A 15945-nucleotide genomic window follows, 5' to 3' on the forward strand; every position below is an offset into this window, starting at 1 on the left:
TTCATTCGAAAGGGACTGTGAAATTTTTTTCAGATTTTTTACTTTGAAAGGAAATGAAAGTTGGTTAAGGTGATCGGGTAATGAACAGTTCAAGCAAGCAGGCCCAGATGAACAGCATCGAAAGGCGCCACGAAATAGTGCAGCGGGCGTTGAAAGAAGGCCGGGTGGAAGTGGACGCTCTGGCCGCCCACTTCGGGGTGTCCACCGTCACCATCAGGGCCGACCTCAACCAACTCCACGACAAGGGGCTGCTGGTCAGGGCCAGGGGCGGGGCTGTGGCCAGCAACAAGATCACCCGTGAACTGTCGGTCAGCGAGAAACACCAGGAAAGGCTCGACATCAAAAGGCGCCTGGCGTTGGCGGTGGCCGGGGAGATCCGCGAAGGGGAGGCCATCATCCTCGACTCAGGCACCACCACGGCCGAGGTTGCCCTTTGCCTGCAAGGATTCAAACGGCTGGTGGTGATGACCAACGGCTTGAACGTGGCGCAGAACCTAGTGGATGCCCCAGGGGTTGAAGTGCTGATGACAGGGGGCACCCTGCGTAAGAAGTCCATGTCCTTCTATGGCCGCCAAGCCGAGGAAAGCCTGTTGCGGTATCGCTTTGACAAGGTGGTGCTGGGGGTGGACGGCTTTGATTTCCATGCCGGCATCACCACCCATTTCGAGCAGGAAGCGATCCTCAACCGCCAGATGTGTGCCCTGGCCAGGGAACTGGTGGTGGTCACCGATTCGTCCAAATTCAACAAGGCCGGGGTGCACCAGATCCGCAGTTTCGGAGACATGGACACCCTGGTGACCGACAGCGGTATTCCGGACAGCTTTGCCCAGGCCCTGACCGAGGCCGGGGTCAAGCTGGTGATAGTGGATTAGGAGACAAGATGCAGATCATCCAGGACATTATCCGGCGCAACAGGGCAGGGCAGCAGGCCGGTATCTACGCCGTCTGTTCCGCCCATCCCCTGGTGCTGGAAGCGGCCATGGAAGAGGCCCTGGCCGGCGGTACGCCGCTGTTGGTGGAAGCGACCGCCAATCAGGTCAATCAGTTTGGCGGCTATACGGGCATGACCCCGGCCGATTTTCGCGACGCCCTGTTGACCCTGGCCGAGCGGGTCGGTCTGCCCCGGCACCTACTGGTGCTGGGTGGTGACCACCTGGGCCCGGTCTGCTGGCTGGCCGAAGGGGCACAAACAGCCATGGCCAAGGCCGAAGCCCTGATCCGCGACTACGTGGCGGCAGGGTTCAGCAAGATCCATCTGGATTGCTCCATGGCCTGTGCCGACGACCCAGAGCCCTTGAGCGACCAGGTGATTGCCGCCCGTGCCGCTCGTCTTTGCCAGGTGGCAGAGGCCCAGGCCTTGGCCAGTTTTGGTGCCAGCAACCTCTGTTACGTCATCGGTACCGAAGTGCCTCCACCCGGTGGTGCCAGCCACAGCATCGACCACCTGGACGTCACTCCTGCGGCCGCCGCCCGCCAGACCTTGGCCGCCCACCACCAGGCCTTCTCGGCCCTGGGCCTGGAAGAGGCCTGGGACAGGGTGATCGCCCTGGTGGTGCAGCCCGGCGTGGAGTTCGACCACCTGGGGGTTATCGATTATCAAAGCGACGCCGCCCAGGCCCTCAAGAACCTGGTTCAGGAGCAGCCGGCCATCGTTTTCGAGGCCCACTCCACCGACTACCAGCAGCCCCAGAGCTACCAGGCCCTGGTGCGGGACCATTTTGCCATCCTCAAGGTGGGGCCGGCCCTGACCTTTGCCCTGCGCGAAGGGCTCTTTGCCCTTAGCCATATGGAAGAAGCCCTGCTGAGCGCCGAGCAGCAGTCGGGGTTGCGGGCCCTGGCCGACGCCCGCATGCAGGCCGCCCCCCAGTATTGGCAGAAGTTCTATCGGGGCGATCTGGCCCAGCAGCGGCTGCTACGCCCTTTCAGCTTCAGCGACCGTATTCGCTACTACTGGCCTGACCCCGAGTTACAGCTCGCCCAGGAACGGCTTTTTGCCAACCTGGCTGGGCCCTTGCCGCTGCCCCTGGTCAGCCAGTATCTGCCGCTTCAATACCAGGCCCTGCGCCAAGGCCGGCTGGCCAATGACGCCAGGGTGCTGGTTAAAGACAAGATCAAAGACGTTCTCCGCAGCTATGCCCAGGCCTGCTTCGGAGCAGAAGGATAACCCCCATGGCACTACTGATGATGGACGAGGACCGGCTCAAGGCTGCCGGTGCCTACTGGACGGCCAAAGAGATAGCCCAACAACCCGAGATCTGGGCGCAGCTGGCCGTTGGCCAACAGAGCCGGCAATGGCTGGCGGCGCAACTGGCGGAACCGGGGCTGCGCATCATACTGACCGGCGCCGGTACCTCGGCTTACGTGGGCCTGAGCCTGGCCCCTTATCTGAGCCAGCGTCTGGGGCGCCTGGTTGAAGCCATTTCCACCACCGATCTGGTGGCCAATCCCGATCAGTACCTGCTACCCCAGGTGCCGACCCTGCTGGTGTCCTATGCCCGCTCGGGCAACAGCCCGGAGAGCGTGGCGGCCATGGCCTTGGCCAGCCAGCTGTGCGGCCAGTGCCGCCACCTGGTGATCAGCTGTAACGGCGAAGGTGAGCTGGCGCGCCTGGCCGGTGATCTGCCGGGCAGCCATTGCCTGCTGATGCCGCCTCAGACCCTGGACCAGAGTTTTGCCATGACCAGCTCCTTTAGCACCATGTTGCTGGCGACCCTGCAACTGTTCGGTGACCAGGAGGGCCTGGATTGGGCCCTGGCGGCCAGCCGCCACATTTTGGCAGAGGCGTTGCCGGCCATTCGCGAGCTGGCCGAACGCCCTTTCACTAGGGTGGCTTTCCTCGGTGCCGGTGTGCTGAAGGGCATCGCCACGGAGGCGGCGCTGAAAATGTTGGAATTGTCTGCCGGCCGGGTCGACGCCCATGCCGAAACTCCCCTTGGCTTTCGCCATGGGCCCAAATCCATGGTGGACGCCGACACCCTGGTGGTGCTGCTGGACAGCGGCCAACCCCATTGCCAGCTGTACGACCAGGATCTCCATGACGAATTGGCCCGCGACGGCAAGGCCCTGGCCCTGCTGCGCAGCAACCGTTGGCTGCAGGGAGGACTGGATCCCTGGCGGGCCTTGCCGTCTGTACTGCTGGCGCAGCTGCTTGCCTTCCATAAATCCCTGGCCCTGGGTATCAGCCCGGACAACCCCTGCCCCACAGGAGAGGTGAACCGGGTAGTGCAGGGGGTACGGATACACAGGTTCGAGGGCTGAGCCATGATCTACGGCCTGGACGTGGGGGGCACCAAGATGGAACTGGGTTGTTTCGACGCCCAGCTCAACGACCTGGAGCGGTGCCGCGTCGCTACCCCGGCCCGGGACTACCCGGCGCTGCTGAACACCATAGCCGCCCTGGTTGCCGATGCCCGGCTGCGCCATGGCCCAGGCCCCCTTGGGATCGCCCTGCCGGGGCTGGTGGACGGCCAGGGCCTTAGCCTCTGCGCCAACCTGCCTGGCGCCACAGGCCGGCCCCTGGGAGCGGATCTGGCCCGGCGCCTGGGGCAGCCCCTGACCTTGGGCAACGATTGCCGCTGTTTTGCCCTTTCCGAAGCCCTTGGCGGCGCCGGTGCAGGTTACCGGCGGGTCTTTGGCGCCGTGCTGGGCACAGGTGCAGCCGGAGGCCTGGTGGTGGACGGCCTCCTCTACCAGGGGCGCCAGGACATCGCCTGTGAATACGGCCACCAACCGTTGCCGGCGCGATTGCTGCTGCGCTACCAGCTTCCTCTCTGGACCTGCGGCTGTGGCCAGCAAGGCTGTTACGAGGCCTATGTGTCCGGCCCTGGCCTGGCCCGGCTCTATGGCCACTTCGGCGGCCAGGCAGAGGACGCCGCCGCCGTCTTGGCGCTGTGGCGCCGGGCAGAGCCCTTGGCGCAAGCCACCCTGGACTGCTACCTGGATCTGCTGGGAGCCTGCTTTGCCGGCCTGGTGCTGGCCTACGATCCTGACCTCATCGTGCTGGGCGGCGGCCTGTCCAAGGTCCCAGAACTCTATCAACTGCTGCCGGCACGGATCGACGCCTGCCTGTTCGGCCCTTTTCAATCACCGCCCCTGGTGCCGGCTCGCTTCGGCGACGCCAGCGGTGCCCGTGGCATAGCCCTGCTGGCCCGCCAACATGACTGATCTTGCCATCCGCGCCGCGCGCCTGGTCGCCGAAGACCGGGACTACCTGAACCATTGGCTTTGGATAGCGGACGGCCACATCCAGGCCATCAGCCCCGAGGCGCCTTCGGACAGGCCTTTGCTGGACGCGCCGGACTGCACCCTGATCCCCGGCTTGCTGGACCTGCATATTCACGGCCGGGAAGGTGCCGATGTCATGGACGCCACGCCAGAGGCCCTGGCCACCATTTCCCTGTCCCTGGCCAAGCACGGGGTGACCGGCTTCCTTGCCACTACCGTTACCAGCAGCTGGCCCAGGACCCTGGCCGCCCTGGCCAATGTTGCCCAGGGCGTCGAAGAGGGACTGCCAGGGGCCAGGGTATTGGGGGCCTACAGCGAAGGACTCTTCTTCACGGCCGACCACAAAGGGGCCCACAACCAGGACTATTTCCTGCCCCTGGAAAAGGAGCACCTGGACGCCCTGCTGGCGGCGGCCCGGGGGCAGCTGAAGGTGTTGGCCCTGGCCCCCGAGCTGGACGGCGCTCTGGAGATGATCCCCTACCTGCGCCAGCAAGGGGTCAAGGTGATGTTGGGGCACACCAATGCCGACTACCAACGCACCTGTGACGCCCTGGCGGCCGGTGCCTGTGGTGGCGTGCACGTCTTCAACGGCATGCGCGGCCTGCACCACAGGGAGCCCGGCTGCACCGGTGCCGTGCTGTTGCAACCCTGTCCGGTGGAGGTGATCGCCGACGGCGTGCACCTGCACCCGGCCATCCTGGACCTGGTGTACCGCCTCAAGGGCAGCGCCGGCATCCATCTGATCAGCGATTGCATCAACGCCGGTGGCCTGGCCGACGGCCGTTACCGCCTGGGGGAAATGGACGTGCAGGTGAGCCAGGGCATAGCCCGTACCGATGCCGGCTCCCTGGCCGGCAGCACCCTGACCCTGGAAAAGGCGGTGCAGGCCATGCACCGCCTGGCTGGGGTGGAATTTCGCGAAGCGGTACACATGGCCAGCCTGTCGCCGGCCCGTTTTCTGGGACTGGACCAGCAGCTGGGTTCAGTCGCCGTCGGCAAGGTGGCCGACCTGGCACTACTTAACAACAACGCAGAAACCGTGCTGTGCCTTGGCCAGGGCAGGGTGCTCTACCAGCATCCGCAGTGGCCCTTGTCTCAGCCGCATCATTGGGGGAAAGCAGATGGATAACAAAGGTACCCTGGGGTTGCTGACGCTGGCCGTGCTGGCGGCGCCGCTCCAGGCCAAAGAGCTGGGGGATCTGGCCCAACTGACGCCGACGGCGACAGGGGTGGAGATCCTCACCCACGACAAGGAAAAAGTGCGCCTGAGCCTGCTGGGGGACGGCCTATTACACCTGGAAGCCGGCCAGAAGGGGCAATTGAGCGGTGCCGGCGACGGCAAGGCACCCATAGTGCTGCCCCAGGCACCAGCCCGGGTGGCCTTCCAGCTGAGCCAGCAGCAGGGCTACCAGTTGCTCAGCACCAAGGCGCTGGCGGTACGCATCTATCCAAAACCGCTGCGCTTTGCCGTTTACCGGGGGGACAACCGCACGGCCTATTGGCAGGAAGAAAAGCCCCTGGACCTTGGCAAGGAGAGCTACCAGACCCTGTCTGCCGACGCTGAAGAACACTTCTTCGGTGGCGGCCAGCAAAATGGCCAATTCGAGTTCAAGGGCAAGGTATTGGAGGTGTCCTACTCCGGTGGTTGGGAAGAGTTCGATCGCCCCAGCCCGGCCCCTTTCTACATGAGCAACAAAGGCTATGGTGTGCTGCGCAACACCTGGAGCAACGGCAGCTATGACTTTCGCTCCGAGGGCTATATCAGCACCCGCCACCAGGAAGACAGATTCGACGCCTACTATTTCTTCGGGGACGGCATCCAAGGGGTGCTGGACCAGTACACCCAGCTTACCGGCCGGCCACCGCTGCTGCCCCGCTGGGCTTTCGAATATGGCGACGCCGACTGCTACAACGACGGCGACAACGTCAAAAAACCGGGCACGGTACCGCCGGGTTGGTCAGACGGCCCCACTGGTACCACGCCGGACGTCGTCGACAGCGTGGCGGCCAAGTACCGCCAGTACGACATGCCGGGGGGCTGGATACTGCCCAACGACGGCTATGGCTGCGGATACACCGACCTTCCCGACGTGGTGGCCGGGCTCAAGAAGTACGGTTTTCACACCGGTCTTTGGACCGAAAACGGCGTAGAGCAGATCGCCTGGGAAGTGGGCAGCGCCGGCACCCGGGCCCAGAAGCTGGACGTGGCCTGGACCGGCAAGGGTTACCAGTTCGCCATGGATGCCAACCATGACGCCGCCGAGGGCATCCTCAACAATTCCGACTCCCGGCCCTTTATCTGGACCGTCATGGGGTGGGCCGGTATCCAACGCTACGCCGTCGCCTGGACCGGCGACCAGAGCGGCAGCTGGGACTATATCCGCTGGCATATCCCCACCCTGATCGGCTCTGGCCTGTCCGGCCAGGCCTATGCCACAGGGGACGTGGACGGCATCTTCGGCGGCAGCCCGGAAACCTTCACCCGCGACCTGCAATGGAAAGCCTTCACCCCGGTGTTCATGGGCATGTCCGGCTGGTCAAAGGCGGCCCGCAAACACCCCTGGTGGTTCGACGAGCCTTACCGTTCCATCAACCGCAAGTACCTGAAGTTGAAGATGCGGCTGATGCCCTACATCTATACCTACGCCAGGGAAGCCGAACAGAGCGGCGCCCCCCTGGTAAGGGGTCTGATGTGGGACCACCCCCAGGACCCGCACGCCTTTGACGAGAGCTACAAGTACCAGTTCTTCCTGGGCAAGGACTTCCTGGTGGCCCCTGTCTATCGCAGCCAGGACGCCTCCAAGGGATGGCGTGACGGCATCTACCTGCCACAAGGCCAATGGATAGACTACTGGGACGGCCGCGTTGTCGAAGCGGGCGCCCAAGGCAAGGTCATCGACATGCCGGTGACATTGGACAAGCTGCCGGTGCTGGTGCGGGCCGGAGCCATTATCCCCATGTACCCGCCGGCCCTGTTTGACGGCCAGGTGCCCAAGGACGAACTGACCCTGGATATCTATCCCTATGGCCAGTCCAGCTTCAACCTCTACGAGGATGACGGCAACAGCCGCCAGTATCAGCAGGGAGCCTTCAGCCAACAGCTGCTCCAGGTCAGCGCACCGCAAGGCAAGGCCGGCGACATCGAAGTGCTGCTGGGGGCCCTGGAAGGGGACTACCAGGGTATGGAGCAGGAGCGTCGCTACAAGCTGATGCTGCACACCAGGGTGGCCCCAAAAAGCCTAAGCCTGGACGGCCATAACCTGGCCAAGCAGGGCAGTCTGGCGGCCCTGAACAAAGCGGGCAAGGGCTGGTTCTTTGACCCGGCCGACCGCTTCGGCACCCTCCATGTGCGCCTGCCCAAGGGGCCGATACGCCAAGGGCATCGCCTGCTGGTGTCGGTGGACGCCGGCCAGGCCTTGGCTGACACTCCGGCTTATCCCAAGATGCCGGAGCGGGGGACCGCCATCGCCGCCGACAGCATCAAGCTCATCGCCAGGCCCCTGGAAGAACCGGGCCAGGTGTTTGAAAACGCCTTGGACGGTAACCCAGACACCTGGTTCCGTACCTCCCGCGACCAGGCCCTGGCCTACGGCCCGCCGGAGTTCGTGCTTTACCTTGGCGAGCGCAAAGCCATCAGCGGCTTTGATATAGCCCCCCGTAACGACAAGCACTGGCGTTATGGCCAGGTGAAGGACTTCGAGATCTACATGGCCGATGTCAACGGCCAGTGGGGCGAGCCTGCCTATATCGGTAGCTTGGCCCTCAAGGAGGGGATGCAGCAGGTGCGCTTCGACAAGCCCCTGGTGGGCAGGTTGCTGCGTTTTCGGATCCTCAGCTCCCACGACGGCCAGGGCGATGCCATGAAGGAAGAAGCCACGGCCCAGACCCAGTCTGCTCCCTTCAACGCCTTGGAGCCGGTTAAGGTCAGCCCCGTCACCATAGGGGAGCTGGTACTGCACCAGCAGTTGGCCGAAGGCGCCAGCCGGCGCCAATACCTGTCAGACCAAGCCTGGCTGGCGGCACCCCAGGGTGCGGCCAAGGACAAGGCCAAGGGCGGCAAGGGGCTGCGCATGAACGGCCTTGGCTTCAGCAAGGGGCTGGGTGTAGCCGGCAGCAGCAGGGTCGATTACGGCCTGGTGGGGCCCTGGCAGCGCTTCAACGCCGATGTGGGCATAGACGACAGCTGCAAGGGCAAGGGTCTGCACTTCCAGGTCTGGGGCGATGGCCGGCTGCTGTACGACAGCGGCCTGGTGGTGGCGCCTGCGGTGGTCAAACCCGAGCTGGATATCAGGGGCATCAGCCTGCTCAGCCTGCGCACCAGCGGTGATGGCTGCTGCGGCAACTGGGCCAATGCCGCCGTTACCGGTCTGGCCGGGGCCAGCTTCAAGGGGCGTCCCTGATGGCAACGCCAGCCTTCTCGATAAACCCAGGGCGCTTCGGCGCCCTGATCCCCATGGCCATCATAGGGCTGCTGTTTTTTATCTTCGGCTTTGTCACCTGGCTGAACGGTTCTTTGATCCCGTTTTTAAAGATCGTTTGCCAGCTCAATGACTTCCAGGCGCTGTTCGTGGCCTTTGCTTTTTACATCGCCTATACGGTGATGGCGCTGCCCATGGCGGCGCTGCTGGAACGGCTGGGGTACCGCAACGGCATGGCCTGGGGCCTGGCGATCATGGCGGCCGGAGCACTGTTGTTTATCCCGGCAGCCCTTAGCGCCCAGTACGGCCTGTTCCTGCTGGCGCTCTTTGTGCTGGGCTCCGGGCTGACCTTGCTGCAGACCGCCTCCAACCCTTATGTGGTGCTGTTGGGGCCGGCCGAGAGCGCCGCCATGCGCATCAGCATCATGGGCATCATCAACAAGACAGCCGGGGTATTGGTACCGCTGCTGTTCACGTCCCTGGTGCTGTCTGACCTGGCCCAGGTCAACCAAGCCAGCCTGGCTCACCTGGACCCTGCGGTTCGAGACGCCCAGTTGGATGCCGTTGCCGAGCGCCTGGTGCTTCCCTATCTCTACATGGCGGCAGCCCTGATGGCACTGATCGCCTTGGTGCGCCTATCTCCCCTGCCGGAGATAGCGCCGCAGGGGGAGGGCGGCAAAGGCCGGCTGGCGGAGCTGCTCCGTTACCCCCAACTGATATTGGGGGCCTTGACCCTGTTCGCCTTCGTGGGCCTGGAGGTGATCGCTGCCGACACCATAGGCTTGCTGGGAGAAAAGCTGGGGGTGGCCCGCTTTGCTTCCCTGACCAGCTACACCATGGTGTTCATGGTCCTGGGATACGGCCTTGGAGTCGTGCTGATCCCCCGTTGGCTGAGCCAAAGCCGGGCCCTGCTTTACTCAGGCCTGGCCGGGGTGGCGGCGGTGCTGGCGGTATTGTTCAGTTCCCCAGGCAGCCAGGCCCTGTCGAGCTTTCTTTGGGGCTGGACGCCCATTCCCACTGTGCCGGACCCTGTGTTGTTCGTGGCCCTGATGGGCCTGGCCCATGCCCTGGTTTGGCCGGCGGTCTGGCCCCTGGCCCTGGACGGCCTCGGCCGCCACACGGCCCAAGGCTCGGCACTGCTGATCATGGGCATCGCCGGGGGTGCCCTCCTGCCCTTGGCCTTTGGCCACCTGGCCGAAAGCCTGGGCAGCATTCAGCAGGCCTATGTACTGGCGTTGCCCTGCTACCTGCTGATTGCCTTCTACGCCTTGAAGGGGCACCGGATGCGCCGCTGGCGCTGAACACATCAAGGCGCCCAAGGGCGCCTTTTCCTCGGCTGCGGCTTGATCCCAGGCGGCCCTTGAGGCTACAAAGCCTGGAGTTATGTTCAGAGCCGTGCCATGAGAACCGACCTTATTACCCGCGAGGGCTTTAACGCCCTGAAAGAAGAACTGGATTTCCTGTGGCGCAGTGAACGCCCCGAGGTCACCAAGAAGGTGGCCTGGGCGGCCAGCCTTGGGGATCGCTCCGAAAACGCCGACTACCAATACAACAAGAAGCGGCTGCGGGAAATCGACCGCAGGGTGCGCTTTTTGCGAAAACGCCTGGAGATCCTCAAGGTGGTGGATTACAACCCCCAGCAGGACGGCAAGGTGTTCTTCGGCGCCTGGGTGGAGGTGGAGAACGAGGCCGGGGATTGCCGGCGCTTTCGCATTGTCGGCCCGGACGAGATCTACGGCCGCAAGGACTACATTTCCATCGACGCCCCCATGGCCCGGGCCCTTCTGAAAAAAGAGGTAGACGACGAAGTGGTGGTCAAAACGCCGGAAGGGCTGAAAACCTGGTATGTGCTGGCCATCGACTATGGGCAGGGAAACGAATTGTAACAAAGCTGACTGGGCGGGATGGCGGCAACTTTTTATAGTAAAGGCCGCCGGTTAGACGGTGGGAGAGGACAAAAATGGCACAGGAAAGCACCAAGATCCTGGTGGTGGATGACGACATGCGGCTGCGCGCCCTGTTGGAACGCTATCTGGTGGAACAAAACTTCCAGGTTCGGGGCGTGGCCAATGCCGAACAGATGGACCGGCTGCTGGAACGTGAAAACTTCCACCTGATGGTGCTGGACTTGATGCTGCCCGGGGAAGACGGCCTGGGGATCTGCAAGCGGCTGCGCTCCCGTGGCGAACAGATCCCCATCATCATGCTCACCGCCAAGGGTGACGAGGTGGACCGCATCATAGGGCTGGAGCTGGGGGCCGACGACTATCTGGCCAAGCCCTTCAATCCCCGGGAGCTGCTGGCGCGGATCCGCGCCGTATTGCGCCGTCGCACCAGTGAATTGCCCGGCGCCCCGGCCGCCGAAGAGCAGGAAGTGAGCTTTGGCCTGTTTCGCCTGAATCTGGCCACCCGGGAGATGTTCAAGGGCGACGAGAACATGCCCCTGACCTCGGGTGAGTTTGCGGTGCTCAAGGCCCTGGTCAGCCACCCCCGGGAGCCGTTGAGCCGGGACAAGCTGATGAACCTGGCCCGGGGCCGTGACTATTCGGCCCTGGAGCGCAGCATAGACGTGCAGGTGTCACGGCTGCGCCGCATGATAGAGCCTGACCCGTCCCACCCCCGCTATATCCAGACCGTTTGGGGCCTTGGCTACGTTTTTGTGCCCGACGGCAGCGCCCGCTCATGAGGCTGCTGCCCCGCAGCGCCTTCGGGCAGACGGTGATGCTGGTGGCCAGCCTGCTGCTGATCAACCAACTGGTCAGCTACGTCATCGTGGTGCTCTACGTACTCAAGCCCAGTTATGACCAGATCAACGACCTGCTGGCCAAGCAGGTCAAAGTGGTGTTTATCGACGAGCCCCTGGGGGGGCGCCCTCGCCTGGACCTGCCCGACGAGATGCGCCAGCGCTTCTTCGAGGCCACCGGCATCGAGTTCTTTACCGAGCAGGCCGCCCTCAAGCATGGCCTGGCCGAGGCGGTGCACTACAGCTACTTCTCGGAAGAGCTGGGCAAGGAATTGGGCGGCCCCACCGAGGTGCGCATCAACCAGGACGAGAACTTCGATATCTGGGTCAGGCCGCCCATGGCGCCCCAGTATTGGCTGAAGGTACCCTTGCGGGGCTTTGAAGGGGCCCGCTTCTCGCCCCTGCCCATCTACCTGGGGGTGATAGGGGTGTTGTCGGTGCTGGGGGGCTGGCTCTTTGCCCGCCGCCTTAACCGGCCCCTTAAGGGCCTGGAGCTGGCGGCCCGCAAGGTGGGCCGGGGTGAACACCCCGACCAGTTGGCCGAAGACGTGGGGTCTTCGGAGGTGGAAGCGGTGACCCGGGCCTTCAACCAGATGGCCAAGGGGGTGGCCCAGTTGGAAGAGGACAGGGCCTTGCTGATGGCCGGTATCTCCCACGACCTGCGCACCCCCCTGACCCGTATTCGCCTGGCCACCGAGATGATGCAAAGCTCGGAAGGCTACCTCAAGGACGGTATCGTCGATGATATCGAGGACATGAACGGCATCATCGACCAGTTCATCGCCTATGTGCGCCAGGACCGGGAAGACAAACCCGAGCCCACCGATCTGGAAGCATTGCTGGAAGATGCAGTCAGCGCCTTTGCCGACCGGCCCCTGAAGACGGTGCTGACCGTCGATGCCTTGCCGGAGCTTTGGCTCAGGCCCCTTTCCATCAAGCGCCTGGTCTACAACCTGCTGGAAAACGCCGAACGTTACGGCCATGGCCAGGCCAGGGTGGAAGGGCGCCTGTCTGGCGACCAGCACTGGTTGGTGCTGCGGGTTCTGGACAACGGCCCAGGAATACCCCAGGCCGAGCGGGCCCGGCTGTTCCAGCCCTTCGAGCGGGGCGACCGGGCCAGGGGCAGCCATGGCTCCGGTCTGGGCCTGGCCATCATCAAGAAGATTGTCGATTCCTACAACGGGGTTATCCGCCTGGACGACGCCCCCAAGGGCGGCTTGCTGGTGGAGATCCGGCTGCCCTTGTCCTCCCTGCACCCCGTCTCTTAAGGGCTGGCGCCCCAGCGGCGCCGGCCTGCCTTTGCATTAGCAAAAAGTCGTATTGCCATGTTGCGATAATGTGTTCAGCCTGTGTGATTGCGGAAAACTATTATTTTTATAATGTTGCCTAGCCACAGGGTAAGGAACGCATATGAGCGCTATCGTTTTGCTGGTTCTTGGGTTGGGGGGAATGGCCCTGGGCTATTTCGTCTATTCCCGCTTCATCGCCACTCACGTCTACCGTCTTGAGGAAGACTTCAAGACCCCTGCCCACGAGATGGAAGACGGGGTGGACTTCGTGCCCACCAACAAATTCGTGTTGTGGGGCCACCACTTCACCTCCGTAGCCGGGGCTGCCCCCATAGTGGGCCCGGCCATCGCCGTGATCTGGGGCTGGCTGCCGGCCTTTCTCTGGGTCACCTTGGGGACCATTTTCTTTGCCGGCGTCCATGACTTCGGGGCCATCTGGGCCAGTATCCGCAACAGGGCCAAGTCCGTCGGTGCCCTGACCGGGGAAGTGGTGGGCAAGCGGGCCCGCTCGGTATTCATGATCGTCATCTTCCTGGTGCTGTTGATGGTCAACGCCGTGTTCGGTGTGGTTATCGCCAAGCTGCTGATCAACAACCCCGGCGCCGTGGTGCCGGTGTGGGGGGCGGTGGCCGTGGCCCTGGTGATAGGCCAGCTGATCTACCGCTTCAAGATGAGCCTTGGGCTGGTGTCGGTGGTGGGCATAGTGGTGTTGTACTGGCTGATCTACATCGGGCCTTCAGTGCCGGTGACCCTGCCTGACAACGTCATGGGCCTGTCTCCTTCCGCGTCCTGGATCCTGCTGCTGTTCGCCTATGCCGCCGTGGCATCCCTGCTGCCGGTATGGATGCTGCTCCAGCCCCGTGACTACATCAACGGCCTGCAACTGTTCGTCGGCCTTATCCTGCTCTACGCCGCCGTGCTGATCGCCAACCCCACAGTGGTGGCACCGATGATCAACATGGATGTGCCGGCCAATACCCCGTCGCTGATCCCGCTGCTGTTCGTGACCATCGCCTGCGGCGCCATCTCCGGCTTCCATGGCCTGGTGGCCTCGGGTACCACCTCCAAGCAGCTCAACAAGGAAACCGACGCCCGCTTCGTAGGCTACTTCGGTGCTGTGGGTGAAGGCGCCCTGGCCCTGGCGGCCATCATTGCCGCCACTGCCGGTTTTGCCTCCCTGGCCGACTGGCAGGCGGTGTACAGCGCCTTCGGTAAGGGCGGCGTGTTGGCCTTTGTGGACGGCGGCGCCGTTATCCTCAATGCCGGTACCGGCATCGATGTGGCTGTGGCTTCCACCATGCTCACCGTTATGGCGGCGCTCTTTGCCGGCACCACCATGGATACCGGCCTGCGCCTGCAGCGCTACATCTTCCAGGAGTGGGGCGAGATCTACGGCATCAAGTGGATGGGCAAGGCCTTCCCCGCCACCACCCTGGCGGTGGCCAGCTGTCTGGTGCTGGCCTTCGGTGCCGGTGGCGCCGACGGTTCCGGCGGCCTGCTGATCTGGCCCTTGTTCGGTACCACCAACCAGTTGCTGGCGGGCCTGACCTTGCTGGTGATCACCGTGATGCTGGTGCGCCGCAAGGCACCGTCCATCTACACCATGGCACCGCTGATCTTTCTGCTGGTGATGACCCTGGCGGCCCTGTTGCTGCAGCTCAAGGGCTTCTACGACCAGCAGAAATGGTTCCTGCTGGGCCTGGATGTGGTGGTGCTGGTTGCCGCCATACTGGTGACTTTGGAATGCGCCGCCGTGCTGATCGCCGAGAAGCGCAAGGCCGCCCAGGCTGACTGATGAAAGGCAGCCTGTCCAAGCTTAAGTTCTGGTACCACAAAGCCGGTGAACTGGGGGCGCAGTATTACAACGCCCCCTACCGCGCCGCCATCGCCCGGGCCAAGCGTGACGAGGACGACTTGTTCATGCTGCTGGTGTTTTCCGAGATGATGGGGGTGCCCAACCCGGCATCCTGGTACTGCCTGGAGCTCCAACCCCTGCTGATGGAAAGGTTCCACCAGTGGCACCAGCGCATGGGCATGGAGCGTTCACCCCTGGACAACTTCCGGTGTTGCTGATGTCGCTGGATCTGAACAAACTCATCGCCGAAAAACGGCTGCTGCTGGTAGGGGGCAAGGGCGGCGTGGGTAAAACCACGGTGTCCGCTTCCCTGGCGGTGGCGGCGGCCGAAGCCGGCCGCAGGGTGCTGCTGGTGTCCACGGATCCGGCCCACAGCCTGTCCGACGCCTTCGACAAGCCTATTGGCGGTGTCGAGACCATGCTGGCCCCCAACCTGACGGTGCTGGAACTGGACCCGGACGCCGAGGTAGATGCCTACCTCGACCGGGTGCTGGGCCAGATGCGCCGTTATGTGGGCCCGGATCAGGTAGCCGAGCTCAGCAGGCAACTGCGCCTGACCCGCCAGTCTCCCGGCGCCCAGGAAGCGGCGCTGCTCGAACGCATGGCCAAGCTGATGGAAGAGGGCCTGGAGCAGTATGACCTGTTGGTGTTCGATACAGCCCCTACCGGCCATACCCTGCGGCTGCTTTCCCTGCCGGAGGTGATGGCGGCCTGGACAGACGGCCTGTTGAAGCACAACAAGCGCTCGGAAAAACTGGGTGAAGTGCTGGCGCACCTGACCCCGGGGCGTAGCATCAACAACCCCATGGGGGACCCCAAGGACAACGCCCTTGAGGGGTTGGACGACAAAGGCAAAGAACTGGCCGAAACCCTGCTCAGGCGGCAACGGCTATTTCACCGCACCCGTCACCTGCTGGCGGATGCGGTCAAAACCGCCTTCCTGTTTGTGCTGACTCCGGAAAAGCTGCCGATCTTGGAAACCCAAAGGGCGGTGCAGGCCTTGCAGGAGTCCAAGATCCCGGTGGTCGGCGCCGTGGTGAACCGGGTGCTGCCCGACGTAGCTGACAGCCCTTTCTGGGCCGCCCGCTTCGAACGCCAGCAGCGCCACCTGGACGACATCAAGGAACGGCTAAAGGCCCTGCCCAGGGTTGAGGTACCGCTCTGGGAAGATGATATCCAGGGCCTGGACAACCTGGGCGCCTTTGCCAAGGTGCTGACCGCCGCCCGATAAAGAAGCCGCCTTAGGGCGGCTTTCTTTTTGGTGCGATTTGGCCCTAAACCCGCAGCGTGCCAGCGCCGCCGCCAAGGACCCTTCATAGAAAAAATCTATCACCTCAATTTGTCGCAATCGCATGTATTGGAGGTGGTGGCCTGCTATCTTTTTCAGAGGTTATCCAAAGTGGTGATGCAGTACCG

General features: G+C 63.5%; 13 protein-coding genes. All 13 read left to right on the forward strand.

The window, feature by feature from the left end; genetic code table 11:
- Positions 1-80 precede the first annotated feature (80 nt).
- The 13 genes from agaR (at position 81) to B3C1_RS02005 (ending at position 15760) form a co-directional block, all read left to right on the forward strand.
- Positions 81-872 carry a transcriptional repressor AgaR gene (agaR, locus tag B3C1_RS01945; protein WP_008482530.1) on the forward strand — a complete coding sequence of 264 codons (792 nt, stop codon included), beginning with the start codon at positions 81-83 and terminating at the stop codon, positions 870-872.
- A gap of 8 nt (positions 873-880) precedes the next feature.
- A complete protein-coding gene (locus B3C1_RS01950; protein WP_008482533.1) occupies positions 881-2164 on the forward strand; it encodes a D-tagatose-bisphosphate aldolase, class II, non-catalytic subunit in 1284 nt (427 codons plus the stop codon).
- A gap of 5 nt (positions 2165-2169) precedes the next feature.
- Positions 2170-3258: an SIS domain-containing protein gene (locus B3C1_RS01955; RefSeq protein ID WP_008482534.1), complete on the forward strand. Its 1089-nt coding sequence runs from the start codon at positions 2170-2172 to the stop codon at positions 3256-3258.
- Positions 3259-3261: 3 nt separating this feature from the next.
- Complete coding sequence (locus B3C1_RS01960; RefSeq protein ID WP_008482535.1) at positions 3262-4164, forward strand: ROK family protein; 903 nt, start codon at positions 3262-3264, stop codon at positions 4162-4164.
- A complete protein-coding gene (gene nagA / locus B3C1_RS01965) occupies positions 4157-5353 on the forward strand; it encodes an N-acetylglucosamine-6-phosphate deacetylase (protein WP_008482536.1) in 1197 nt (398 codons plus the stop codon). The genes B3C1_RS01960 and nagA overlap by 8 nt, the downstream gene beginning before the upstream one ends.
- Positions 5346-8624, forward strand: a complete 3279-nt coding sequence (locus B3C1_RS01970; RefSeq protein ID WP_008482537.1) for a TIM-barrel domain-containing protein — start codon at positions 5346-5348, stop codon at positions 8622-8624. Before nagA ends, B3C1_RS01970 begins: the two co-directional genes overlap by 8 nt.
- Positions 8624-9943 (forward strand): sugar MFS transporter, encoded by a 1320-nt coding sequence (locus B3C1_RS01975; protein WP_008482540.1) that lies wholly within the window; start codon positions 8624-8626, stop codon positions 9941-9943. The genes B3C1_RS01970 and B3C1_RS01975 overlap by 1 nt, the downstream gene beginning before the upstream one ends.
- Before the next feature lie 99 nt (positions 9944-10042).
- Positions 10043-10528, forward strand: coding sequence for a transcription elongation factor GreB (gene greB, locus B3C1_RS01980; protein ID WP_008482541.1), 486 nt, complete (start codon positions 10043-10045; stop codon positions 10526-10528).
- A 74-nt stretch (positions 10529-10602) separates the two neighbouring features.
- Positions 10603-11328: an osmolarity response regulator transcription factor OmpR gene (gene ompR / locus B3C1_RS01985; RefSeq protein WP_008482542.1), complete on the forward strand. Its 726-nt coding sequence runs from the start codon at positions 10603-10605 to the stop codon at positions 11326-11328.
- Complete coding sequence (gene envZ / locus B3C1_RS01990; protein WP_008482543.1) at positions 11325-12653, forward strand: two-component system sensor histidine kinase EnvZ; 1329 nt, start codon at positions 11325-11327, stop codon at positions 12651-12653. The genes ompR and envZ overlap by 4 nt, the downstream gene beginning before the upstream one ends.
- A gap of 142 nt (positions 12654-12795) precedes the next feature.
- The gene (locus B3C1_RS01995) at positions 12796-14469 is read left to right on the forward strand and encodes a carbon starvation CstA family protein (protein WP_008482544.1); all 1674 of its coding nucleotides are present in this window, start codon (positions 12796-12798) and stop codon (positions 14467-14469) included.
- Entirely contained in the window at positions 14469-14747 is a 279-nt protein-coding gene (locus tag B3C1_RS02000; RefSeq protein WP_008482546.1) for a cory-CC-star protein, read from the forward strand. The genes B3C1_RS01995 and B3C1_RS02000 overlap by 1 nt, the downstream gene beginning before the upstream one ends.
- Positions 14747-15760 (forward strand): ArsA family ATPase, encoded by a 1014-nt coding sequence (locus tag B3C1_RS02005; RefSeq protein ID WP_035480775.1) that lies wholly within the window; start codon positions 14747-14749, stop codon positions 15758-15760. The genes B3C1_RS02000 and B3C1_RS02005 overlap by 1 nt, the downstream gene beginning before the upstream one ends.
- The last annotated feature ends 185 nt before the right edge of the window (positions 15761-15945 follow it).

The sequence above is a fragment of the Gallaecimonas xiamenensis 3-C-1 genome, assembly GCF_000299915.1.
Lineage (GTDB): Bacteria > Pseudomonadota > Gammaproteobacteria > Enterobacterales > Gallaecimonadaceae > Gallaecimonas > Gallaecimonas xiamenensis.

Excerpts from the sequence above, each read along its gene's own strand:
- agaR (WP_008482530.1), top strand. The coding sequence starts at position 81 with ATGAACAGTTCAAGCAAGCAGGCCCAGATGAACAGCATCGAAAGGCGC.
- B3C1_RS01950 (WP_008482533.1), top strand. The coding sequence starts at position 881 with ATGCAGATCATCCAGGACATTATCCGGCGCAACAGGGCAGGGCAGCAG.
- B3C1_RS01955 (WP_008482534.1), top strand. The coding sequence starts at position 2,170 with ATGGCACTACTGATGATGGACGAGGACCGGCTCAAGGCTGCCGGTGCC.
- B3C1_RS01960 (WP_008482535.1), top strand. The coding sequence starts at position 3,262 with ATGATCTACGGCCTGGACGTGGGGGGCACCAAGATGGAACTGGGTTGT.
- nagA (WP_008482536.1), top strand. The coding sequence starts at position 4,157 with ATGACTGATCTTGCCATCCGCGCCGCGCGCCTGGTCGCCGAAGACCGG.
- B3C1_RS01970 (WP_008482537.1), top strand. The coding sequence starts at position 5,346 with ATGGATAACAAAGGTACCCTGGGGTTGCTGACGCTGGCCGTGCTGGCG.
- B3C1_RS01975 (WP_008482540.1), top strand. The coding sequence starts at position 8,624 with ATGGCAACGCCAGCCTTCTCGATAAACCCAGGGCGCTTCGGCGCCCTG.
- greB (WP_008482541.1), top strand. The coding sequence starts at position 10,043 with ATGAGAACCGACCTTATTACCCGCGAGGGCTTTAACGCCCTGAAAGAA.
- ompR (WP_008482542.1), top strand. The coding sequence starts at position 10,603 with ATGGCACAGGAAAGCACCAAGATCCTGGTGGTGGATGACGACATGCGG.
- envZ (WP_008482543.1), top strand. The coding sequence starts at position 11,325 with ATGAGGCTGCTGCCCCGCAGCGCCTTCGGGCAGACGGTGATGCTGGTG.
- B3C1_RS01995 (WP_008482544.1), top strand. The coding sequence starts at position 12,796 with ATGAGCGCTATCGTTTTGCTGGTTCTTGGGTTGGGGGGAATGGCCCTG.
- B3C1_RS02000 (WP_008482546.1), top strand. The coding sequence starts at position 14,469 with ATGAAAGGCAGCCTGTCCAAGCTTAAGTTCTGGTACCACAAAGCCGGT.
- B3C1_RS02005 (WP_035480775.1), top strand. The coding sequence starts at position 14,747 with ATGTCGCTGGATCTGAACAAACTCATCGCCGAAAAACGGCTGCTGCTG.